Annotated in this window: 23 protein-coding genes; 4 read left to right on the forward strand and 19 right to left on the reverse strand. The window is 68.2% G+C overall.

The features are described 5' to 3' along the window. Positions 1-11: 11 nt before the first annotated feature. From J8I33_RS08110 to J8I33_RS08145, 8 genes are all read right to left on the reverse strand, one after another. On the reverse strand, positions 12-1100 hold the full coding sequence (locus J8I33_RS08110) for an iron ABC transporter permease (protein ID WP_209934504.1): 1089 nt from the start codon (positions 1098-1100) through the stop codon (positions 12-14). A gap of 15 nt (positions 1101-1115) precedes the next feature. Beyond that, entirely contained in the window at positions 1116-2033 is a 918-nt protein-coding gene (locus J8I33_RS08115) for a helical backbone metal receptor (RefSeq protein WP_209934508.1), read from the reverse strand. Beyond that, positions 2030-3121, reverse strand: coding sequence for a ChuX/HutX family heme-like substrate-binding protein (locus J8I33_RS08120; RefSeq protein ID WP_209934514.1), 1092 nt, complete (start codon positions 3119-3121; stop codon positions 2030-2032). Before J8I33_RS08120 ends, J8I33_RS08115 begins: the two co-directional genes overlap by 4 nt. Positions 3122-3170: 49 nt before the next feature. After that, the gene (locus tag J8I33_RS08125; protein WP_209934521.1) at positions 3171-5447 is read right to left on the reverse strand and encodes a TonB-dependent hemoglobin/transferrin/lactoferrin family receptor; all 2277 of its coding nucleotides are present in this window, start codon (positions 5445-5447) and stop codon (positions 3171-3173) included. Positions 5448-5680: 233 nt separating this feature from the next. Next, positions 5681-5908, reverse strand: a complete 228-nt coding sequence (locus J8I33_RS08130; protein ID WP_012339294.1) for a hypothetical protein — start codon at positions 5906-5908, stop codon at positions 5681-5683. A gap of 186 nt (positions 5909-6094) precedes the next feature. Then, positions 6095-6478 (reverse strand): DUF6232 family protein, encoded by a 384-nt coding sequence (locus tag J8I33_RS08135; protein WP_050012148.1) that lies wholly within the window; start codon positions 6476-6478, stop codon positions 6095-6097. 124 nt (positions 6479-6602) lie between these two features. Further along, positions 6603-6863, reverse strand: a complete 261-nt coding sequence (locus J8I33_RS08140) for a DUF2866 domain-containing protein (protein WP_011548992.1) — start codon at positions 6861-6863, stop codon at positions 6603-6605. Positions 6864-7083: 220 nt separating this feature from the next. After that, positions 7084-8244, reverse strand: a complete 1161-nt coding sequence (locus tag J8I33_RS08145) for a porin (RefSeq protein WP_050012147.1) — start codon at positions 8242-8244, stop codon at positions 7084-7086. A 310-nt stretch (positions 8245-8554) separates the two neighbouring features. On the opposite strand from J8I33_RS08145, the gene J8I33_RS08150 reads away from it, so the two are divergent. After that, a complete protein-coding gene (locus J8I33_RS08150; RefSeq protein ID WP_124594358.1) occupies positions 8555-9361 on the forward strand; it encodes a MetQ/NlpA family lipoprotein in 807 nt (268 codons plus the stop codon). Between the two features lie 151 nt (positions 9362-9512). On the opposite strand, the gene J8I33_RS08155 is transcribed toward J8I33_RS08150, so the two are convergent. The 4 genes from J8I33_RS08155 to J8I33_RS08170 form a co-directional block, all read right to left on the reverse strand. Then, on the reverse strand, positions 9513-10628 hold the full coding sequence (locus tag J8I33_RS08155) for a succinylglutamate desuccinylase/aspartoacylase family protein (RefSeq protein WP_050012145.1): 1116 nt from the start codon (positions 10626-10628) through the stop codon (positions 9513-9515). Between the two features lie 224 nt (positions 10629-10852). Then, on the reverse strand, positions 10853-11635 hold the full coding sequence (locus tag J8I33_RS08160) for an ABC transporter substrate-binding protein (protein ID WP_050012144.1): 783 nt from the start codon (positions 11633-11635) through the stop codon (positions 10853-10855). 226 nt (positions 11636-11861) lie between these two features. After that, entirely contained in the window at positions 11862-12782 is a 921-nt protein-coding gene (locus J8I33_RS08165; protein WP_050012143.1) for a LysR substrate-binding domain-containing protein, read from the reverse strand. A 60-nt stretch (positions 12783-12842) separates the two neighbouring features. After that, entirely contained in the window at positions 12843-13790 is a 948-nt protein-coding gene (locus J8I33_RS08170; RefSeq protein WP_209934526.1) for a helix-turn-helix domain-containing protein, read from the reverse strand. A gap of 105 nt (positions 13791-13895) precedes the next feature. Between J8I33_RS08170 and J8I33_RS08175 the strand changes: the two genes are divergently transcribed. Continuing rightward, positions 13896-14204 carry a DUF3817 domain-containing protein gene (locus tag J8I33_RS08175; RefSeq protein WP_050012141.1) on the forward strand — a complete coding sequence of 103 codons (309 nt, stop codon included), beginning with the start codon at positions 13896-13898 and terminating at the stop codon, positions 14202-14204. Further along, entirely contained in the window at positions 14201-14602 is a 402-nt protein-coding gene (locus J8I33_RS08180) for a CopD family protein (protein ID WP_050012140.1), read from the forward strand. Before J8I33_RS08175 ends, J8I33_RS08180 begins: the two co-directional genes overlap by 4 nt. A gap of 10 nt (positions 14603-14612) precedes the next feature. On the opposite strand, the gene J8I33_RS08185 is transcribed toward J8I33_RS08180, so the two are convergent. The 3 genes from J8I33_RS08185 to J8I33_RS08195 form a co-directional block, all read right to left on the reverse strand. Continuing rightward, on the reverse strand, positions 14613-15206 hold the full coding sequence (locus tag J8I33_RS08185) for a hypothetical protein (protein WP_209925059.1): 594 nt from the start codon (positions 15204-15206) through the stop codon (positions 14613-14615). A gap of 214 nt (positions 15207-15420) precedes the next feature. Beyond that, the gene (locus tag J8I33_RS08190) at positions 15421-16809 is read right to left on the reverse strand and encodes an NCS2 family permease (protein ID WP_124638899.1); all 1389 of its coding nucleotides are present in this window, start codon (positions 16807-16809) and stop codon (positions 15421-15423) included. 451 nt (positions 16810-17260) lie between these two features. Further along, positions 17261-17938: a TetR family transcriptional regulator gene (locus tag J8I33_RS08195; protein ID WP_124594359.1), complete on the reverse strand. Its 678-nt coding sequence runs from the start codon at positions 17936-17938 to the stop codon at positions 17261-17263. A gap of 48 nt (positions 17939-17986) precedes the next feature. On the opposite strand from J8I33_RS08195, the gene J8I33_RS08200 reads away from it, so the two are divergent. Beyond that, the gene (locus J8I33_RS08200; protein ID WP_124555285.1) at positions 17987-18652 is read left to right on the forward strand and encodes an O-methyltransferase; all 666 of its coding nucleotides are present in this window, start codon (positions 17987-17989) and stop codon (positions 18650-18652) included. Positions 18653-18773: 121 nt separating this feature from the next. On the opposite strand, the gene J8I33_RS08205 is transcribed toward J8I33_RS08200, so the two are convergent. The 4 genes from J8I33_RS08205 to dkgB all read right to left on the reverse strand — a co-directional run bounded on the left by J8I33_RS08205 (position 18774) and on the right by dkgB (position 22407). Beyond that, positions 18774-19292, reverse strand: coding sequence for a DUF3455 domain-containing protein (locus J8I33_RS08205; protein WP_209925061.1), 519 nt, complete (start codon positions 19290-19292; stop codon positions 18774-18776). A 138-nt stretch (positions 19293-19430) separates the two neighbouring features. Further along, positions 19431-20396, reverse strand: a complete 966-nt coding sequence (locus J8I33_RS08210) for a cyclase family protein (RefSeq protein ID WP_124594362.1) — start codon at positions 20394-20396, stop codon at positions 19431-19433. A gap of 19 nt (positions 20397-20415) precedes the next feature. After that, positions 20416-21531: an alkene reductase gene (locus J8I33_RS08215; RefSeq protein ID WP_069621571.1), complete on the reverse strand. Its 1116-nt coding sequence runs from the start codon at positions 21529-21531 to the stop codon at positions 20416-20418. A gap of 69 nt (positions 21532-21600) precedes the next feature. After that, on the reverse strand, positions 21601-22407 hold the full coding sequence (gene dkgB / locus J8I33_RS08220; protein WP_050012132.1) for a 2,5-didehydrogluconate reductase DkgB: 807 nt from the start codon (positions 22405-22407) through the stop codon (positions 21601-21603). Between the last annotated feature and the right edge of the window lie 41 nt (positions 22408-22448).

Here is a 22448-nt window from a genome sequence, read left to right on the forward strand (position 1 = left end):
TGAAGAAGGGATTAGCCGCCGAGCGCGCCGCGGTTCTTCCACAGCAGCGCGAGGAAGAACGGCGCGCCGAGCAGCGCGGTCAGCACGCCGAGCGGAATGTCGGCGGGCGCGGCGACCGTGCGCGCGGCGAGATCGGCCGCGAGCGTCAGCAACGCGCCGAGCAACGCGGCGCCGGGCAGCACGATGCGCTGGTCGGGGCCGCACGCGAGGCGCACGCAATGCGGCGCGACGAGCCCGATGAAGCCGATGATGCCCGCGCACGACACGAGCGCGCCGACCGCGAGCGCAACCGCGACGAGCACGCGTCGCTTCAGTTGCTGCACGGGCACGCCGAGATGCAGCGCTTCGGTTTCGCCGAGCTGCAGCGCGTTCAGCGCATCGCGTTCGCGCGCGAGCAGCACGCAGCCGAGCGCCACGCACGGCGCGACGGCCGCGAGCGTCGACCATTGCGCGCCGCCGAGGCTGCCGAGGCTCCAGAAGGTCAGCGAGCGCAACTGCGCGTCGTCGGCGACGAACGTGAGCAGCCCGATCGCCGCGCCGGCCAGTGCATTGATCGCGATGCCGGCGAGCAGCAGCAGCGGCAGCGCGAGCCGGCCGCGCGACGCGGCCAGCCGGTAGACGAGCGCCGCGACCGTGAGGCCGCCCGCGAACGCGGCAACCGGCAGCGCGGCCGCGCTCGCGTGCGCGGCGAAGAGCGCGGGGCCGAGCACGATCAGCGTGGTCGCGCCGAGCGCGGCGCCGCTCGACACGCCGACGAGCCCCGGATCGGCGAGCGGATTGCGGAACAGCGCCTGCATCGCGGCGCCGGTCGCGCCGAAGCCGCCGCCGACCAGCAGCGCGAGCACGACGCGCGGCGCGCGGATGTCGAGCAGCACCGCGCGCGCCTGCTGCGCGGCCGCGTCGCCGCTCAGCGCGGCCCAGGCTTGCGCCAGCGGAATGCGGTACGCGCCGACGCACAGCGCGACGACGGACATCGCGCCCACCAGAACGGCGAGCGCGGCGAGGACGAACGGCGCGAAGCGGCGCGACGTGCCGAGGCGCGCGGCGCCGGCGCGCGAGGCGGGCGACGGCGCGTTGAAGGGCGAAGCGTGAGCGGGCATCGGGTCGGTCCGGAATCAGGCGAGCGCATCCGACAGGCGTCGATGCAGGGTCGTGACGGCGAGCGGCAGGCGCGGGCCGAAGCCGAGCAGGAACAGTGCGTCGAGCGACACGACGCGCCGCGCGCGGCCGGCCGGCGTCGCGCCGAAGCCGGGCGTCGCGAGCAGCGCGGCGTGGCCACCGACGGCGGCCAGCCCTTCGTCGGAGATCAGCACGACGTCGGGCGCGGCCGCCGCGAGCGCCTCGGTCGTCAGCGGCTTGTAGTGCTCGAAGCCCTGCATCGCGTTGCGCGCGCCCGCGTAGCCGATCATCGCGTCGGCGGCCGTGCGCTGGCCCGCGACGAGCGCCTGGGTGCCGGTATGGTTCAGCACGAACAGCACGCGCGGCGGCTGCGCGCCGCCGGGCACGCGCGCGGCGACTGCATCGCGCGCGGCCTGCCAGTCGCGATCGAAGCGCCGCAGCAGCGCGGTGCCGGCATCGCGCACGTCGAGCGCCTGCGCGACACCGGTGATCTTCGCGCGTACCGATTCGACGTCGTGGCGCTCATCGAACGTCGTCACCGTGACGCCGGCGCTTTTCACCTGCGCGATCGCCGTCGGCGGGCCGGCTTCCGCCGAGGCCAGCACGAGATCGGGCCGCAGCGACAGCAGCCCTTCGGCCGACAGCGCACGCTGGTAGCCGACTTTCGGCAAGTGCTTCGCGGCGTCGGGATACGTGCAGGTCGTGTCGGCGCCGACGAGCCGGTAACGCGGCGTCTCGGCACCGCCGAGCGCGAACGCGGTTTCCGCGAGCGCGCCGCCGATCACGATCACGCGTTTCGGCGCGGCCGCCGCGACCTGGGCGAGCACGCCGCCGGGCACTGTGCCCGCGAGCGCGCCGGCCGCCGCGCCGGCCAGCAGCGACCGGCGGCGCGGGTCGAACGGTCGCGCGCTCACCGTGCGGCTCCGCGTGCGGCGGCCGGCAGCGTCGCGACGAGCGCGCGCCAGTCGTCGCGCTCGACCTTGCCGGGCTTGCGCTCGCCGAACAGCAGCGCGACGTGGTCGCCCTGCCGGTCGAACAGCTCGAGCGACGTGACGATGCCGTCGCTCGTCGGCTTCTTCACGACCCATGCGGCGGCGATCAGGTCCTCGCGGACATGCAGGTTGAAGCCCGGATCGAGGACGTTGATCCACGCGCCGACCTCGCGCACGTTCGCGACGGGGCCCGTATGGATCTGGATCATTCCCGCATTGCCGACGAACACCATGATCGGCTGGCCGCTTTGCGCCGCGTGTTCGAGCACGTGGCGCAACGCATGCGCGGTTTCGACCGGATACGCGTAGTGCGGATCGGCGAGGCGCAGCGCCTGCATGCGGCTCACGCCGAAGCGCTGCGTGATGCCGAAGAACTGGTGCGTATCGGTCATCGCGTCCCATGCGGCGCGAAAGCCCGCGACGTCGATCTCGCTATCGGCGCGCTCGGGCATTTTCGGCGCGGCGGGCGCGACCGCGAGGCCCGGCTCCTGCGACTGCGCGCGCCAGTGTTCGACGAACGCGTCGTACGCGGCGTGATCGCTGTGCGCGCGCAGATAGACCTTGTGGATCGCATGGCCCTGCGCATCGAAGAACTGCAGGCTCTTCAGCGGGCCGTGCGCAGTCTCGTCGCGCACCGCGAACGCCGACACCCAGTGACGATAGAAGATGCGCAGGTCGATGTCGCCGAGCGCGAGGCCGACCGGGCCGTCGTGGCTCATCTGCGCGTATTCGCCGTCCTTTTCGTGGACGGCCGTGTCGTTGCGCGTCAGCGCCATCACGCGGCCGAGGCGCGGCATTTCCTCGAACATCGCCGGAAAGCGCGCGTCGAGCCGCACGACGTGCTCGCCGACGAACGCGGCGAGCGCCTCGCCTTCGCTGACGCCGAGCGCCTGCGCGACGTCGCGGTTGCGCAGCTGGCGCTCGGTCTTGAGCTTGACGAACGCGTCGCGCAGCGCGGCGGCCGCGCGGGCCGGCGTGGCCGATTGACCGGGAAGGGCGGATTGCATCATGTCGGACTCCTTCGAGTAACGGTTGGGATGGGCGCGCGGGCGACGCGCATCAGAAATCCACTTTCATGCTGACGGCGACGGTGCGGCCGGGCGACGAATACGCGTCGAGCACCTGCGCGTCGGACGCGAGGCCGCGCACGTCCGACCAGTTCCAGTACTTGCGGTCGAACAGGTTGCGGATGCCGATGGTCGCGCTCACGTGCTTGTTGAAACGGTAGCCGCCGCGCAGGTCGACGACGAATGAAGACGGTGGCGCGAAGCACGACGTTCTCGCCCCCGGGCATGCGTTCGCCGGGATGTCCTTGTCGCGTTTGGCGGCCTGGAACAGCAGGTCGGTCTGCACGAACCAGCGTTCGCTTGGTTCGTACCGCACGCCGAACACGGCCGAGAACGGATTGATCGTGTCGAGCGGCTGGCTGGCCGCGCCGTTGTCCTGCGTCGAGCCCTTCGTGAACGCCATTGCCGTCTTCAGCGTGATGCCGTTCGGCATCACCCATTCGGCGCGGCCTTCGAGGCCGTGGATGCGCGCGTCGGCGAAGTTCACGTACTGGAACACGAACGGGTCGACCGGCCGGCCGCTGCCGGCGATCGTCGTGCGCGAGATGAAGTTGCGGTAGCGGCCGGTGAACGCGGCTGCGCTGTAGCGCACGACGCCGTAGCCGGTGCCGGCCTTGCCGCGCAGGCCGGCTTCGAACGTGTCGCTGGTTTCGGGCTTCAGGTTCGGATTGCCGATCGACGTGTAGCCGTACACCGGGTTCGAGAAGCTGCTGTTCACCTGGTCGGGCGTCGGCGCACGGAAGCCATGCGCGTACTGCACGTACGGAATGACCGCGGGCGTGATCTCGTAGAGCACGGCGACGCGCGGCGACAGTTCGTTCGCGCTCGTCGACACGGCCTTGCCGGTGAACAGCGGATCGTTTGCGGTCGGACTCAGCCGGTACGTGTCGAAGCGCAGGCCCGGCGTGACGAGCAGGCGGCCGTAACCGATCTGGTCCTGCACGAACGCGCCGAACAGCGTGTAGTCGGTGTCGGGGAACGCCTTGTTCGGAAACGCTTCGCCGACGCCCGGCACCGTGCCGTCGCGCAGGTTCGTCACGCGCGAGACGCTGCCGTCCACGCCGTAGAGCAGCTTGTGCGCGAGCGGGCCGGTCGCGAAGCCGCTTTCGGCGAACGCGGTGCCGCCGAACGTGCGTTCCTTGTACTGGTTGTCGCGCGAACGCGAAGCCGCCCGGCCGCGCGTCTCGAACGCGTACTGGTCCTGCTTCGCGTCCTGGTAGTAGAACTGCACGTGCGCGGTCTGGAACCAGCGGAACGTGTCGTCGCGGAAGTCGTAGTCGACGCTGAAGCGATTGCGCTCGAGCCGGTCGTAGGTCGTGAGGCCGAGCGTGGTCGGCGGGCTGATCGCCGACAGCACGTCGGTGCTCACGCGCCGCTGCACCGTTTCGGCGGTGAACTTGATCGTGTCGCGCGCGGTGGGCGTCAGCACGAGCTTGCCGAGCAGCGATTCCGAATAGACGTCCTGCGGGTTCGACGTCGTGCGCAGCGTGCTCGCCGAATTGTTGCTGCCGCGCGTGTCGACCTCGTGGCCGCGCCGGCCGTCGGCGATGATCATCCCCTGGATGCGATCGTTGCCGCCCGCGGCCGACACGGTCGCGCCGATGCTGCGGTCGGTCGAGTCGTAGCTCGGCCGGAACGAGAAGTAGTAGGGCTTTCCGTAGATCGACAGCAGGTCGCGCGGGTCCTTCGTGATGAAGTTCACCGCGCCGGTCAGGCCGTCGCTGCCGTACAGCGCCGACGCCGGCCCGCGCAGGATCTCGATGCGCTTGAGCGTGTCGAGATCGGCGTAGTCGCCGCGGCCCGCTTCGAGCGGACCGAACGAAAACGCGTTCGGCAGGCGGATGCCGTCTTCCATCAGCAGCACGCGATTGCCTTCGAGGCCGCGGATGTTGATGCTCGAATCGCCGTCGCGGCCGCCGCCGAGCGCGGCGCTGCCCGGCCGGTACGCGGTGCGGCGCACCGTGATGCCCGGCTCGTAGCGCAGCGCGTCCTTGATGTTGGTGACCTGCCGTTCTTCGAGATCCTCGTCGGTGATCACCGACACGGACGCCGCCGTGCGGCTCGCCGCAGTGGCGGTGCGGGTGGCCGTGACGGTGACGGGATCGAGCAGCGCCGCATCGCCGCGCGCGGACGCGGCGGCGGTCAGGACGGCGGAAGGCGGGTTGGCGCCTTGCGGCGACGAATCGGCGTGAGCCGGGGCAGCGGACAGGCCGAACGCGCCGAACAGCGCGGCACAGATCGGCCGCCGCGCCAGCGTATAGCAATGCACAGGTGGTCTCCCATTGACGATAACAAGCCCGAAGGCTGGCTGGGCGACGCGTTCACCTGGCTGGCCCGTTTGCGCGCGACAGGCGGCAAACGGCGATTTGAAAGGCAACTGACAACCTTGTCAGTGTAAATGAGAATTGTTATCAATACAAGAACGCAAAGCGGCTCATGCGAGTGAGCACTTGCATGCACGGCTCGGGCGAGCCGTGGCGCAAAATTTGAGAGAAACAGGCGCTAAGCCAGCGCTTCGATGCGAATCAGCAGGTTGCGCGCATGCGCGATGAACGCGTCGTGCGTCGCACGATCGCTGTGGCTTTCGATGCCGGCCTGTTCGGCGAACGCGATCTGTTCGGTGTAGAGCTCGACGAGCGCGCGACGTGTGTCAGGGGGAAGCGCGCGGATCATCGACACGATCAGCAGTTCCTGCGCGCGAAGCATGCCGGACAGCGATTGAGCGTTCATGCTGGCCTCCTCGGACGATGCGGCGGCGAGCCGCTCTTTCCATACTAGGCGGTTGGCGTCCGCCGTGGAGGCGAGATGCGTGTGGAGCGGCGCATGGCACGCGATTCGACGGGCAGGCCGCGCACACCGACGCTCGCCGCGGGCGTGCGGCAAGCGCGAATCGAAGCGTGCACGAATGGAGTGGAATCAGCCGGCGGCGGTGGCGGACTGCGCATCGCGCACGACCTGCGCGACGCGTTCGACGAACGCGGCGTCGACGCTCGACAGCGCTTCGCGCTTGCCGTCGGGCATCTCGACCATCAGCCGATACGTGATGTCCTGCGTGGCCCACGCGAGATAGCCGACGACGACGAGCATCACGCCGACCACCAGCGCGGCGCTCGATGCGCCGATGCCGCCCGCGACGGCGACGGCCGCGCCGATCAGCGAGATCAGCGACGGCACGAGACGGTTCTTTGGAATCTTGACGACATCGACCTGGCGGATGTCACGCAGTGCGAATACCTGCCCGGCGGCCGACAGGCCGTTGCGCGTGACCATGACGCCACGTTCGTTGAATGCGTTTTCCATCGTGTGTGACGTGGACGAAAACGCGCAGCGTAGCAGGTTTCGTTGCCGCGTCAAACGAGACCGACTGCCGCACGATGCGTGCGGCGCGGCCGGCGGACGGGAAGCGGGTGAAATGGAAACGCGTTCAGAACTGCAGCCGGCCGTCGCCGTAAAGCCGGCCCGGCACGTGCGACGCGACGACCTCGGCGATCTCTTCGTCGGTCGATTCGGCCGGCACGATCTGGCGCCGCGCGGGTGCATCGAGATGCATCGTCCACTCGACGAGACGATACGGACGGCCCCATGGCCGCTGCATTTCCACCGAGACGCGGCAGCTCTGGACCGGCAGCGAGTGTTGGCACGTCAGAATCGCGTGCAGATGGCTGAAAACGGTATCTTCGATCATCGTGGCCTCCGATCCTGTCTTGTGGGCAGTTGATGGCGGTGCCGTAGGGAGTCTCAAAAAAAAAGCCGCCGATGCTCAGGCGGCCAACAGGGGGGGTGAGAGCATCGTCTCAGCCCAGAATTAAGCGAAACTTAAAAGCGCATAAAAAAGCGCCCCGCGTGGAGCGGGGCGCTGCGTGCCGTCCTGATCCGCGCGTGACGCGGACAGTTAAGCGGATGCTTTAGAACTTGTGACGGATACCGACGCGAGCAGCCAGCTGGTTCGACGAACCGTTGCCCGACGTGTTGAAGTAGCTCGTGCTCGAACCGATCTGCGCCTGCACGTTGTTGCCCGATGCCTTCTGGTAGATGACCAGGCCGTACACGTCCGTACGCTTGCTCAGTGCGTAGTCGAGGCCCACGTTGCCCTGGTTCCAGTGCGCCGAGCTGCCGCTTTGCGTCGCGTTCGTGTACGTGTAGCCCGCTGCCGCCGACAGCGCCGGCGTGAACGCATACTTCACGCCTGCTTCGTATGCGTTGTAGAACGTGCCCGATGCGCCTGCCGCGATCGGGGTGAACTGCGTGCGCGTCCACAGCAGCCATGCCGTTGCCGGGCCGAAGACATAGCGGCCGCCGACGCCGTACGTGCGCAGGTCGCGGATGTTCGTCAGCGCGATGTTCGCGATCGACGTCGAGAAGGCCGGCGTCGACTGGCTCGGGAAGCGGATGTCCGTGTACGCGGCGCCGAGCGAGAACGGGCCGTTCGCGTAGTTCAGGCCGAAGCTGTAGGCGCGCGACGAACCGGCCGTCGTCGTGGTGCCCGTCGTCGTCGACGGTGCGCCGGCGAAGTCGGTCGAGTTCGAGAAGCCGTACAACGCGCCGAACGTGAAGCCGGCGTAGTTCGCGCTCTGGAACTTCACCGCGTTGTTGATGCGGCTCGACGTCAGCTGGTCGATGTCGTTCACGTGGTAAGCGTAGTTACCCGCGACCGTGTTGCCGCCGGTCGAGTAGTTCGAGCCGAGGATGTCGGTCGAGAACGAGTACTGGCGGCCGAACGTGACCGTGCCGTATTGCGCCTGGCTCAGGCCGACGTAAGCCTGGCGACCGAAGATCGCGCCGCCTTGGCCGATCGTGCCGTTACCGCTGTTGAAGCCGTTTTCGAGCACGAAGATCGCCTTCAGGCCGCCACCGAGGTCTTCGGTGCCGCGCAGGCCCCAACGGCTGCCCTGGGCCACGCCGTCGTCGTACTTGAACAGCTTGCTGCTGCCGCCGTTGGCGGTCTTGCTGTGGTTCACGTAGCTGATACCGGCATCGATGACGCCGTACAGGGTCACGCTGCTTTGTGCGTGCGCCGTGCCGGCCGTTGCTGCGAGGGCGGCGATGGTCAACAGTTTCTTGTTCAAAGGATTCTCCGAGCGAATGAATGGCGTGTCCAGTTGCGGTTCCGGCGCTCTCTATGGAGCGCTTTCACGGACCGGCGCAACTTTATCGGCGGGCCACGTAATGAATATGACAGCGACTGTCATATGACGAATCTGTGGTGCCGATGCGACACCGAATTCTGCCCGGGTTGTATAGCGGGGGTTATACCGATTTCGGCTGAGATTCGATTCCGAACCGGAATATGCACATGAAATAAGCTTGGTTTGCCGCGTCCGCGCCCCATGCCACGATCCGTGCTCCAACAAACGACACGGGACAAGAGGACACCCCATGCGACGTTCGATTCTGACCGGCCTCGGCGCACTCGCCGCCGCGCTGGCATTCGCCGCGCCCGGCGCGCACGCCGACTCCCAAACGCTGAAGATCGGCACGATGAGCGGCCCCGACGCGCAGATCTGGACCGAGGTGACGAAAGTCGCCGCGCGCGAAGGCCTCGCGATCAAGGTCATCGAATTCAACGACTACGTGCAGCCGAACGCGGCGCTCGATTCCGGCGATCTCGACGCGAACGGTTTCCAGCACCAGCCGTTCCTCGACAGCCAGATCAAGCAGCGCGGATACAAGATCGTCAACGTGGGGCTCACCTATACCGCGCCGATGGGCTTCTATTCGAAGAAGCTCAAGTCGCTGAAGGATTTGCCGGCGGGCGCGAAGGTCGGGATCCAGAACGATCCGTCGAACGGCAACCGTGCGCTGTTGCTGCTGCAGAAGTACGGGGTGATCAAGCTGAAGCCGGGCGTCGGCGCGAACGGCGTGAACGCGACGCCGCTCGACATTGCCGAGAACCCGAAGAAGATCAAGATCGTCGAGCTTGATTCCGCGCAACTGCCGCGCGCGCTGCCCGACCTCGACGCCGCGTCGATCAACACCGACTACGCAGTGAAGGCCGGGCTCACGCCGGTGAAGGATGCGATCGCGATCGAGGATCTGCGCGGGCCGTACGCGAACCTGATCGCGGTGCGCGCGCAGGACAAGGACAAGCCGTGGGTGAAGAAGCTCGTCGCGGCCTATGAATCGGACGACGTGCGCAAGTTCATCGACCAGAAGTTTGGCGGCGCGATCGTGCCGGCGTTCTGAACGTCCTTCGCGCGCAGCGCGCGGCGGCGCAGCATCGGCTGCCGACGCCGGCTCCGGAAAGCAAATCGCCCGCGCAAGCGGGCGATTTCGTTTGATGCGGCCGATGGCGTGCGATGCGCGCCGCGGCCCGGCGCGCGGGCCGCGCTCAGGCTCAGGCCGACAGCAGCGAACCGGTACGGATCGCGGTCGCGCCGGCGATGCGCGCGACTTCCATGCCGGCCGTCGCGAAGCGCACGACCTGGCGCGCGTACAGCACGCCCGACACGCTGCTCTTCAGCGTGACGACGCGATCGGTCAGCGGATCGACGATGTCGGCCACGGCCTGGCCGGCCTCGATCATCGCGCCGACCGGCGTGCGGAACACGATCACGCCCGACACGGGCGCGACGAGCGGATCGGTGCCCGCGAGCGGCGTGGCCGGATGCGCGAGCGGCGGCAGCGGCGCCGGCGTGCCTTCGACGATGCCGCGCTCGGTCAGGTAGTCGACGATCGCCTGCGCGTCCTTTTCCGCGAACTCGTACGACACGTCGCGTTCGCTGCGCAGTTCCACCGTGACGGAAATCGCGCCGTTCGGGATCGGGAAGCGGTCGCCGAAGCGGTTGCGCAGATCCGACCAGCAGAAGCTGTGGATTTCGTCGAACGGGTTGCCGACCGAATTCAGCGCGAGCAGCGACGCCTTGGCATCGAGATAGCGCGCCAGCGGCTCGACGTCCGCCCACAGATCGGGATTCGTGTAGAGGTGCATCACCGCATCGCTGTCGCAATGCAGGTCGAGCACGATATCGGCGTCGAACGACAGCTTCTGCAGCGCAAGACGCTGCGAGTCGAGTTCGGTGCGCGGCTTCTGTTCATCGAGCGCTTCGCGCATCGCCGCGCGTACGACGGCGAGATTGCGCTGCGCGTCGTTCGTGAGGCGGCTTTCGACATGCGGCAGCACGAGCGCCGCGAGATCGTGGAAATTGCGGTTGAAGTTCTGCATCGAGCCGAGCTCGAAGCGGCCGAGGTGATCGCCGAACACGTGTTGCGACAGGCCGATCGGATTGGGCACGGGCACGATGACGACTTCGCCTTGCAGCTTGCCGGCCGTCTCCAGCGCGGCGATCTTGCGACGCAGCAGCGTGGCGACCAGCATGCCGGGCAGCTCGTCCGCGTGCAGCGACGACTGGATGTAGACCTTCTTGCCGCCGCGCGGGCCGTAGTGGAAGCTGGTGATCTGGCGTTCGGTGCCGACGGCGGGGGAAATCAGCGGATGGGTCTGCGTTTGCATGATGAGGGGAGTGCGGCGCAGCCGCGAATGATCCGTGTGCGTGGAAGATCGATTGTACGTTGCCTTCCTCGCCGCCATCAAACCGGTGCCGGAGCGTTCGGTTTTCCGTTGAGAATCATCGGGTTGGCGCAGAAAAAATAACGCTGCCCGCGCCGCGCGCAAAAAAAACGGGCTCCTCGCGGAGCCCGTTCCCGTCGCGCCGAATCGCGCGTCGTTCGGCCGGATTACTTGCCGTAGACGTCGAAATCGAAGTACTTCTTCGCGATCTTGTCGTACGTGCCGTCCTTGCGCATGCCGGCGATCGCGCCGTCGATCTTCGTCTTCAGGTCGGTGTCTTCCTTGCGCAGGCCGATACCGGCGCCATTGCCGAGCGTCTTCGGATCGTCGAGGTCCTTGCCGGCGAAGTCGAAGTTCGCGCCGCGCGGCGTCTTCAGGAAGCCGATCTCGGCTTGCACCGCGTCCTGCAGCGCGCCGTCCAGACGGCCGGAGATCAGGTCGGCGTAGACCTGGTCCTGGTTCTGGTAAGGCACGACGTTCACGCCCTTCGACGCCCAGTACGTCTTCGCGTAGGTTTCCTGGATCGTGCCCTGCTCGACGCCGACCGACTTGCCCTTCAGCGATTCGGCCGTCGGCTGCAGGTTCGCGCCCTTCTTCGTGACGAGGCGCGTCGGCGTGTTGAACAGCTTCGACGAGAACGCGATCTGCTCGGCGCGCGCCGGCGTCATCGACATCGACGACAGCACGCCGTCGAACTTGCGGGCTTTCAGCGCCGGGATCATCCCGTCGAAGTCGTTTTCGATCCACACGCACTTCGCGTTGATGCGGCGGCAGATCTCGTTGCCGAGATCCACGTCGAAGCCGACGACCTTGCCGTCGGCGCCTTTCGATTCGAAAGGCGGGTAGCTTGCGTCGACGCCGAACCGCACGGTCGACCAGTCCTTCGCGTATGCACTGCCGGCCGATACGGCGAGCAGGGCCACGGTCACTGCCGCAAGAATCTTTTTCACTCGGTGACTCCTCGTTTTGTTCGATGGGTGCGCGGTTGTGCCGCGCCGTAAGCCTTCGGCCCGCCGCGGCTTCGCGTCGGACAGTCCGTTTCGCCCGCCCGATGGGGGCGCGCGACGTGCGGAAGATTATCAAGACAAAATACCGGCGGGGCGCCTAGGACAAGCCCCGATACCGGGCCCGGCGGCGGCGCGTCGGACGCACCGCCGTTTCACACACAGGAACGATTCAGCCGAGCGTTTCGTTGACCGCGCGCTGCAGGCAGGTGGCGAAGTGCGACACGGCCGGCGTGGGCAGCAGGTCGCGCCGCGCGATGATCGACAGGTCGAAGCGCGGCATGCTTTCGTCGAGTTCGGCCGTGCGGATGCCGAGCGGCGCGACCATCGCGGCAAGCGGGCGCGTGAAGCAGCCGATCACGTCCGAGCGCGCGACGAGCCCGAGCGTCACCGCGAACGACATCGGCGAGCGCAGCAAACGTTTCGGCAGCGGCAGCCCGTGCGCCTCGAACATCCCGACCATCACGCTGTGCGGAAACTGCTCGGCGCCGACGGTGACGATCCACTCGGCGTCGAGCAGTTCCTCTAACCGGCGCGCGTGCGCGAGCGGGTGGCCGTCGCGCATCACGATCGTGAATTCGGTCGACAGCAGCGGCAATTGCGTGAAATCGCGGTCGAGCGCGGGCACATGGTGCATCGCAGCGATGTCGAGCGTGCCGTTGCGCAACTGCGCGAGCGCGTCCGGCACCGTCACTTCCTCCAGATGCAGGCTCACGTTCGGCATCGACCGGCGAAACGCCGTCACCGCGTGCGGCAACGCGGTCAGCGCGATCGACGGCATCGTGCCGACCGCGACGCGGCCCGACATCTCGCCTTTCACCTGTTCGACGGCTTCGACCGTGCGGCGGACGTCGCCGAGCAACTGCTCGGCGCGCGGCAGCAGCGCCTCGCCGCAGGCGGTCAGTTCGACGCCGCGCACGCTGCGCACGAGCAGCTCCGCGTTGAGCGCCGTTTCGAGCTCGCGGATCGTGTGCGTGATCGCCGGCTGCGTGACGCCGAGCTCGCGCGCGGCGGCGCGCAGGCTCTTCAGATGCGCGGCGGAGACGAACGCCTGGAGCTGCGCGATGTTCAGGGGATTGCGGATGCGGGTCATCGGTCGGGTCCGGTTGGCGCGAAAGGGGGCGGCGGGTTCAGGCGGCGAGCCCGATGAAGGTCACGCATCGGCGCGTGTGCGGAACGCCTGCCGATAGCGCTGCGGCGACGTGCCGACGATGCGCGAGAAGCGCTCGCGAAACGCGCTGACCGAGCCGAACCCGGCTTCCGTCGCCACATGTTCGATCGACAGTTCGGTCACCTCCAGCAACTGCTGCGCATGCCTGACGCGCGCGGTCTGCAGCCATTGCCCGGGCGACGTGCCCGTCTGCTCCTGGAAGCGCCGCGTCAGCGTGCGCACGCTCGTCGATGCCTTGCGCGCGATCGCGTCGAGCGTCAGCGGCTGGCGCAGGTTCGCGTTCAGCCAGTCCATCAGGTCGTGCAGCCCGTCGCCGCCGGCCGGCCATTCGGGCGCGATGAACTGCGCCTGGCCGCCTTCGCGCACGCGCGGCGCCACCGCGTTGCGGGCCGCGTCGACGGCGACGGCCGCGCCGTAGTCGGCCTGGATCATGTGCAGGCACAGATCGAGGCCGGCCGCCGCGCCGGCCGAGGTCAGGATCCGGCCGTTGTCGACGAACAGCACGTTCGGGTCGACGTCGACGGTCGGATAGCGGCGCGCGAGTTCGGCGGCCGCGAGCCAATGCGTCGTCGCGCGCAGGCCGTCGAGCAGCCCGGCTTCCGCGAGTACGAACGCGCCGCTGCAGATCGACGCGATCCGGCGCCCGCGCGTGGCCGCCGCGCGCAGCGCGTCGAGCACGCGGCGCGACGTCGGCGCGAGCGGCACCGACGTGCCGGGCACCATGATCGTATCGGCGTCGGCCAGCGCGTCGAGGCGAAACGGCGGGCGCAGCTCGAACAGGTCGCCGCCGACGCGCGGCTGTTCGCTGCACACGCGTACGCGGTACGCCTGTTCGACATGGGGGGCGCGCACGCGCACGAACGTGTCGCAGGCGACGCCCAGATCGAACGGAACGACATCGGGCAAGGCAAGAACGGCGACCGTGTGCATGGCGTTGCGGCCGTGGCCAGAATCCGTTGAAAGATGTCATTCTAGCCAATGGCTCGGGCCGGCACCACACGCGACAATCGCGGCGGACCACCTGGAGCCCTGCCGATGAAACAAGACGATCGCAACGCGTTGCGGAACCTGCAATACCTGTCGCTGCTGGAGGCGACCACGCTCGTCGCGCTGGTCTGCGTGGCCGTGCCGCTCAAGCATCTGGCCGGCTACCCGGTCGCGGTGTCGATCATGGGCCCGGTTCACGGCATCGCGTTCGCGATGTACGTGTGGGCGGTAGTCGTCACCGCATCGAGCGGGCTGTGGAGCAAGGGCGAGGTCGCGCGGCTCGTGCTGTCGGCCGTCGTGCCGTTCGCGGGGCTCGCGAGCGCCGGCTGGATCGCGCGCAGGCGGCACGCGCAATGATCTACCTGGTGCTGAAGGCCGTGCATCTGGCGGCCGTCGTCACGTTCGTCGGCGGGTTGTTGTTGTCGTCTGTCGCGGTCCGGATCGCGAACCTCGCCGTGCATCGCGCGGTGCGGCGCTGGGATCGCACGGTGACGGCGCCCGCGCTCGCGATCGTCTGGATCGCCGGCATCGCGCTCGCGCTGAGCGGTCACTGGTTCGGCGCCGCGTGGCTGTCGGTGAAGCTCGCGCTCGTCGTCGCGCTGTCGGTGCTGCACGGGATCCTGGCCGGCACGCTGCGGCGCATGGCGCGCGACGATCTCGTCGTCGTGCCGGCGCCGTGGCTCGGGCACGCGGCGGGCGCGGTGATCGTCGGGATGGCGCTCGTCGTCGGGCTGGCCGTGATCAAGCCGTTCTGACGCGGCGCGTTCAGGCGAGCGCCATCTCGACCGCTGCCAGCGTGCGGCGCCGGATCCAGCCGCTGCCCACTCGGATCGCGAGCCAGTACGGCGTGAACAGCCAGCGCGTGCGCGCGCTCGGGCAATGGACGAAGGTTTCGGTGCGCAGGATGTGCGCGCCCGACGCGAGCCCGACGACCTCGAACCGGAGCACCAGCTTCGCGTCGCGCGGGTCGTCGTGCCGCACGAACGCGTCGGCATCGGCGACGGCGCGCACGTCGGGCGTCGGGCGCCAGAAGCGTCCGACGAGGCCGAGCGACAGCGACGTGTCGTCGCGATGGAGCGGCGTGAACGTGTCGAAGCCGAAACGCGCGCGTTCGGGGCGGGCCCGCGCGTGGCGCAGCGCGCCGGCGACGGCTGCCGGGAATTCTCGCATCGTCAGCAGCGTGTCGATGACGGGATCGGCGCGCATGTCGAGCGAGGCGACGACATCGATGATGGATGCGGGCGGCGCGTCGATCGGCTGCGATTCATGCACTTCGTGGAAGCCGAACGACGGAATGAACGGCGGCTTGCGCGCCGAGGCCCGGGTGGTCGATTCGGAGACGATGCCAAGTGGGTTCATCGCGACTCCTGAAGGGGCAAAACGCGATCGTAGCACCGCGCGCGAATGAGCGTCGCGACGTTTTCGCGCAGTGCGTCGCGCTGCGTCGCACCGATAAAAAAAGCCTGGAAACTCGCGTTCCCAGGCTCGAGGCCATCAACGACGATGGTGGAGGAGACGGTATCGTCCCGATGCGCGCCGCCCTTCTGCAGGCGACGTCGCGCATGTGTCGCGCTCAGATCGCCCAGCCGCCGAGATAGAACGTGACGAGCACGGCCGCGATCAGCACGGTGCCGACGTTGAGCTTGCGGAATTCGCCGCTGGCGACGCGGCCGATCACGAGCGTCGAGAAGCCGAGCATGATGCCCGTCACGATGTTCGCGGTCAGCACGATGAACACCGCGCACACGAGGCCCGACATCGCGTCGACCATGTCGTCCATGTGCAGCTTGCTCACGCTGCCGAGCATCAGCAGGCCGACGTACATCAGCGCCGGTGCGGTCGCATACGACGGCACGAGGCCCGCGAGCGGCGAGAAGAACATCACGACGAGGAACAGCAGGCCGACCACCGCGGCCGCGAGGCCCGTCTTCGCGCCGGCGGCCACGCCGACGCTCGACTCGATGTAGGCCGCCGCCGGCGCGCCGCCGAGGAAGCCGGAGAAGATCGAGCTGATCGAATCGGCGGTCAGCGCGCGGCCGCCGTTGATGATGCGGCCGTTCGCGTCGAGCTGGCCGGCCTGGCCCGCGACCGCGCGGATCGTGCCGGTCGCGTCGAACACGGCGGTCATCACCAGCGCGAGCACGCTCGGCAGCACGGCCATCGACAGCGCGCCCTTGATGTCCATCGCGCCGATCAGCGACGCGTGGCCCGGTGCGCTCAGCGACGGCAGCGCGAAGATGCCGCGGTATTTCACGCCCGGATCGAAGATCAGCCCGAATACCGAGATCGCGATCACGACGAGCAGGATGCCGCCCGGCACGCGACGTTTTTCGAGGCCGAAGATCGCGGCGAGCCCGACGACCGACATGATGACCGGGAACGCGGTGATCTGGCCGAGCGACACCGGCAGGCCGGCGCCCGGGTTCTTGATCACGAGGCCCACGTCGTTCGACGCGATCAGCAGCAGGAACAGCCCGATGCCGATCCCCGTGCCGTGGGCGACGCCCGCGGGCAGGTTGCGCAGGATCCACGAACGCACGCCGGTGATCGAGATGCCGGTGAACACGAGACCCATCAGGAACACGGCGCCGAGCGCGACCGTCGGAGGCAGCCCCTTGCCGAGCACGAGCCCGAACGCGGTGAACGCGGTCAGCGAGATCGCGCAGCCGATCGCGATCGGCAGCTTCGCCCACAGGCCCATCAGCAGCGAGCCGAACGCGGTGGTGAGACAGACCGCGACGAACACGGCGCTCGTGTCGAAGCCGGCCTTGCCGAACATGCCGGGCACGACGAACACGGAATAGACCATCGCGAGGAAGGTGGTCACGCCGGCAATGATCTCGCGGCGTTGCGTGCTGCCGCGCGACGAAATGCCGAAGTACCGGTCGATGGCGCCGTTGGCGCCCAAGCCGGTTTCTTCCGCGCCGACGCCGACCGTCGGCTGCACCGGGGTATCACTCATGAGCTTGCTCCTTTATCAGCATGCTGAAACGGCTCGCAGCGAACCGTCGTCAGGGTGTCTCGTATCTGGTTGGATTGATCGGCAACGTCGCGGGGACGCATGACGCGCGGTGCGTGTCGTGACGGGCGAATCGAAACGATCGCGAGGGTGTCGCGTCGGACGACGCATGGTGTGGTCGACCCCGTCGCGTGTGCTTTGCCGTAGCGAAGGTTAGGCGAGCGGCCCATCACGTCCCATCGGGGGAAGAGCATGCAGCGCATGTCGCAGCGCTTATATCGGCGTGCAACGGGGCTCCGTCGCGCCGACACGCGTGTATACGCCTAGTTCGAATCCGTTAAGGCGACTATTTGAATGCAGGGTCGGCGGGCGGGGGGCATTGGACGTTACGAATGGCTTTCAAGGTGGCCCGGGAGGCCGGCGCGCGTGCATGGTTTCCGTCCCGATGCGGGCTTCAACTGCGCGCGAGATGCGCGAGATACGCGCAGAACATGTCGGCCATCGCGTCCGAGTACGCGTCGATTTCCGCGGGCGTGCGCGCGGTTTCGGAGAACGCCTTGCCGCCCGTCGTGAGCGTCGTCAGGATCAGTTCGCACGCGAGCGCATGGGTGGCGTCGGGCACGTCGGGCAGCGCTTCGCGGATGAACGCGCTGAACGCCCGGTTGCCCTCGGCCTTCACGTCCTGCGCCTCGGGGGCGTCGCGATAGAGCGGAGCGGCATCGTCGAGCGCGGTCCGCATCGGCGCCTCGTCGCATTCCGAACGGATGAACGCGTGGACGGCAGTGCGCACCCGCTCGGGCGGCGTCTTCTGCGTGTCCTGCAGGATTGCGCACAGCATGTCGTGCGTCTGCCGCCACTCGTCGTGCTGGAGCCGGAACAGCACGGACGCCTTGTTCGGGAAGTACTGGTACAGCGAGCCGACGCTCACGCCGGCCCGCTCGGCGACGCGCGCCATCGTGAAGCGCTGCGCGCCTTCGCTCGCCAAAACCTGAATAGCCGCCTGCAGGACGTCCTCGACGAGGCGGGTCGAGCGCGCCTGCCGAGGCTGCTTGCGCGTGGCGATCGGGGCGTTTCGGCGGTCGGTCATGAGCGGTTTGCCAATGCGAATAGTAAAACCTGAATAGTTCGTCATATTCTAGTCGGGTGCACTGACGCACTCAACCCGATACGGAGATATCGCATGACCACCCTGATGCTCGACCCGCTGGCTTCGCTGCTGGCGCGCCTGTTCGACGAAGCCGACGCGTCGTCGCCCGCGACGAGCCCGGCCTTCGCCAACGTATCGCGCGACGAGCAAGCGCGGCTGATGCGCAGCAAGACGGACTACGCCGATCTGTATGCGCGCCTGAAGGACTACCCGCTTCCCGTGTCGCGCGAGACGGGTATGTTGCTGTACATGCTCGCGCGCAGCGGCGGCGCGAAGGCAATCGTCGAATTCGGCACGTCGTTCGGCATCTCGACGCTGCATCTCGCGGCCGCGCTGCGCGACAACGGCGGCGGCCGGCTGATCACGAGCGAGTTCGAGCCGTCGAAGGTCGTGCGCGCGCAGGCCAACCTGGCGGCGGCCGGCTTGGCCGATCTCGTGGAGATTCGCGAAGGCGATGCGCTGCGCACGCTGGCCGCCGATCTTCCGGATTCGGTCGACCTGCTGCTGCTCGACGGGGCGAAGGCGCTGTATCCGGAGATTCTCGCGCTGGTCGAGCCGCGGCTCAGGGCGGGCGCGTTCGTCGTGGCCGACAACGCGGAATACAGCCCCGACTACCTTGCTTACGTGCGCGCGCCGGAACACGGCTACCTGTCGGTGCCGTTCGGCGGCGACGTCGAATTGTCGATGCGGCTGCGCTGACCGGACGGAGCGAGGGTGTCGACGATTTCACGCGTCCCCGCATCAAATATAGGAAAACTGATTAAGCGGAAGCGGGGCGAAAGGTGACGGGATGATCCCCGTCGCTGCGACGCCGTGCGCGTCACTTCAGGAACACATAGCGCGCGAAGTACGGGAAGCGGCCGACCGCATGCTCGGTCGTGCACGTCGCGGCCGGCGGCGTGCCGCCCGCCGTGTCGAGCCGCTGCACGAAGCGCACGCCGGCGAGCGTGCCGGTTGCGGCCGGCGTCGCCGCGAGCAGCAGTTGCGGAATGCTGGCCGGGCTGGCGCTCGGCACTTCCGCGAGCTTCTTGCCGGTAATGCGGCTGCCGTCGAGCGCTTCCCACGACGGTCCCGCGCCGTGCCGGACGACGAGCGTGCCGCCGGCATCGAACAGCAGCGCTTCGGGGTGCTGGAATGTCCACGCGAGCCGGTGTTCGGCATCGTATTCGCACGTGTAGACCTGCAAGCCGCTCGCGGTGGTCGTCAGCGCCGGCGTGGCCGGCGCTGGCGCCGTGAGGCCGGCAGCCTCGTTGGCGTGCGAAGGCGCGGTAAAGGCCGCGAGGGAAAAACCGGCCGCAAGGGCCAGCAGCATGTCGCGTGTCGGGGAGCGGCTTGGCATGACGGGGCGTCCTTTCAGGTCGGGTGACGGTCGTATGGCGTCGATCCCGTCAACGTTAGACGCCGATCGCCCAGGCCGCAACTCGGAAATGACGATCGCGGCGATAGTCGCCGCGATTGCCGGAGGGCGGATGCGCGATCAGCGGATCGCGACCGGGTTGATATTGACCTGCGTGGAGCCGACGTACAGCGGCTGGCCGAGCACGAACAGGAATTCCCATGCCTTGTCGCGCACCAGCGCGCGGCTGTCGATCAGCTCCAGGTTGTAGATGCCGCGCTTCGCGAGCATGTACTGGTTGACCGGGAATTCGTCCTGCGTATGCGGATTCGGATAGACCTCCGACGCCCACGTGTCGCCGCCGAACGCGACGATCCCCTGATCGGCCAGCCACTTCGCGGCTTCCATGCCGATGCCGGGCTCGACGGCGAGGAACTGCTTGTCGTCCTTGCCGACCAGCTCGAGCCAGCCGGTGTTGAACAGCACGACGTCGCCCTTGCGCAGCGTCAGCCGCTGCTTCTTCAGCACGGCCTGGATATCGGCGACCGTGAACTCGGTGCCGCCCGGCACGATCGGCTTGCCGTAGTGGGCGGTCATGTCGAGCACGACGCCGCGCGTGACGATCGGCGGCACCTTCTCGACGCCGAGCTTCTTCACGCCGTCGACGGTCACGAAATCGGCCGCGCGGTTGCCGTTGTAGTACACGTTGTCGATGCCGATGTGGCCGATGCCGTTCAACTGCGTGCCGACGCCGGTCCATGCGTTGACGAGTTCGTCGTTGAACGTGAACTTGTTCGGGCCGAGGCTCTTGCCGGCCTGCTGGCCGACCTGCACGTTGTACAGCCGGAAGCTGCGGTGGCGGTACGCCGGCAGGTTCTTGTCCACCGGCACGGCCAGCGGATAGGTCTTGCCGGCTTTCACGAGGCCGACCGCCTGCTTGACGACGTCGGGCGTCAGCAGGTTGGCCGCGCCGATTTCGTCATCGGCGCCATAGACGGACGGATACCAGCCGGCCGCCGCCGCCTCGGACGGGGCGGCGTGGGCCGCTTGCGCGGCCGCGAACGGCAGGATCGCGGCGAGCGCGAGCCGGGCGAGCGTCGCTTTCATTCGAGACTCCTGTCGATCGTTATGCCGCGGCTTGCGCGAGCGTCGGGTAGTCGGTCAGGCCGTGGGCGCCGCCGCCGAACAGCGTGTTGCGGTCGTGCGGCGCGAGCGCGGCGCCGGTGCGCAGCCGCTCGGGCAAGTCGGGATTCGCGACGAACGGGCGGCCGAATGCGACGAGGTCGGCCCAGCCGGCGGCGATCGCCTCGCGCGCGCGCTCGGCGGTGTATGCGCCGGCATAGATCAGCACGCCCGGGAACGCGGCGCGCAGTTGCTGCTTGAAGGCGACCGGCATCAGCGGCGCGTCGTCCCAGTCGGCTTCCGCGATGTGCAGGTAGCCGACGCCGAGTTCGCCGAGCAGCTTCGCGGCGGCGAGGTAGGTCGTTTCCGGATCGTCGTCGACGCAGCCGTTCAGCGTGGTCAGCGGCGCGAGGCGGATGCCGACGCGCGATGCGTCGCCGGTCCCGTCGATCAGCGCCTGCGTGACTTCGCGCAGGAAGCGCAGCCGGTTCTCCAGCGAGCCGCCGTATGCGTCGGTGCGCGTGTTCGCGTTCGAATCGATGAACTGGTTCACGAGGTAGCCGTTCGCGCCGTGCAGCTCGACGCCGTCGAAGCCGGCTTCGATCGCGTGGCGGGCGGCGGTGCGGTACTGGTCGACGATCTCGCGGATCTCGTCGATCGACAGCGCGCGCGGCTCGGACGCCTGCACGAAGCCCGGCGTGCTGCCGTCCTCGCCGGCGATGAACACGTTCACGCCCTTCGCCTGGAGCGGCGACGACGACACGGGTTGCGCGCCGCCGAGCAGGCTCGTGTGGCTCAGCCGGCCGACGTGCCACAGCTGCGCGAAGATGCGGCCGTGCGCGGCATGCACGGCGTCCGTCACCTTGCGCCAGCCGGCGACCTGCGACGGCGTGTGGATGCCGGGCGTCCATGCGTAGCCCTTGCCGAGCGGCGCAATGTAGGTGCCTTCGCTGACGATCAGGCCCGCACTCGCGCGCTGCGCGTAATACGCGGCCATCAGTTCGTTGGCTTCGTCGCCGGGCTGGCTCGCGCGCGAGCGCGTCATCGGCGGCATCACGATGCGGTTCGGCAGCGTCAGCGCGCCGAGTCGCAGCGGTTGGAAAAGCGGGTCCTGGGTCATGGTGGATTCCTGTCGGTGCCGCGGCCGGCGGGCCGCGGACGGGTCATGTCGGATGAAGGCGGCGTGTGCTCAGTCCCACTTCGGCGCGAGGCCGTCCGGGTCGACTTCGCGGCCGTTGCGCTCGAGCGCGGCGATCTGCGCCATGTCTTCGCCGGTCAGGCGCAGCGTCTGCGCGAGCAGGTTGCTCGCGAGGTTCTCGCGCTTGGTCGACGACGGAATCACCGAGTAGCCGAGCTGCAGCGCCCAGGCGAGCGCGACCTGGGCCGGCGTCGCGTCGTGACGCTGCGCGATCGCGCCGAGCACCGGGTCGCCGAGCACCTTGCCGTACGCGAGCGTCATGTACGACGTCACGTGAATGCCTTCGGCGTTCAGGAACTCGACCAGCTTGCGGTTCTGCAGGTACGGGCTCAGTTCGATCTGGTTCGTCGCGATCGCGTCCTTGCCGACGGCCGCGATCGCTTCCTTCGTCAGTTCGATGTTGAAGTTCGAGATGCCGATCTGGCGCGTGAGGCCCTTCGCCTTCGCGTCCGCCAGCGCGGTCATGAACGCGTCGATCGACACGCCGTTGCCCGGCGCCGGCCAGTGGATCAGCGTCAGGTCGACGACGTCGGTGCGCAGCTTGCGCAGGCTTTCCTCGAGGCTGGCCGCCAGTTTTTCCGGCGCGTAGTTGTCGACCCAGATCTTCGTCGTGAGGAACAGGTCTTCGCGGCGCACGCCCGACGCGGCGATCGCTTCGCCGACTTCTGCTTCGTTGCCGTAGATCTGCGCGGTGTCGATCGCGCGGTAGCCGACTTCGAGGCCGTTGCGGACCGAGTCGATGACGACCTGGCCTTGCAGGCGGAACGTACCGAGGCCGAATGCGGGAATCTTGCTCATCATGTGCTCCTGAAAGAGGGGGAACGATTGCGGTATGGAAG

The sequence above is a fragment of the Burkholderia sp. AcTa6-5 genome, assembly GCF_017815075.1.
Lineage (GTDB): Bacteria > Pseudomonadota > Gammaproteobacteria > Burkholderiales > Burkholderiaceae > Burkholderia > Burkholderia sola.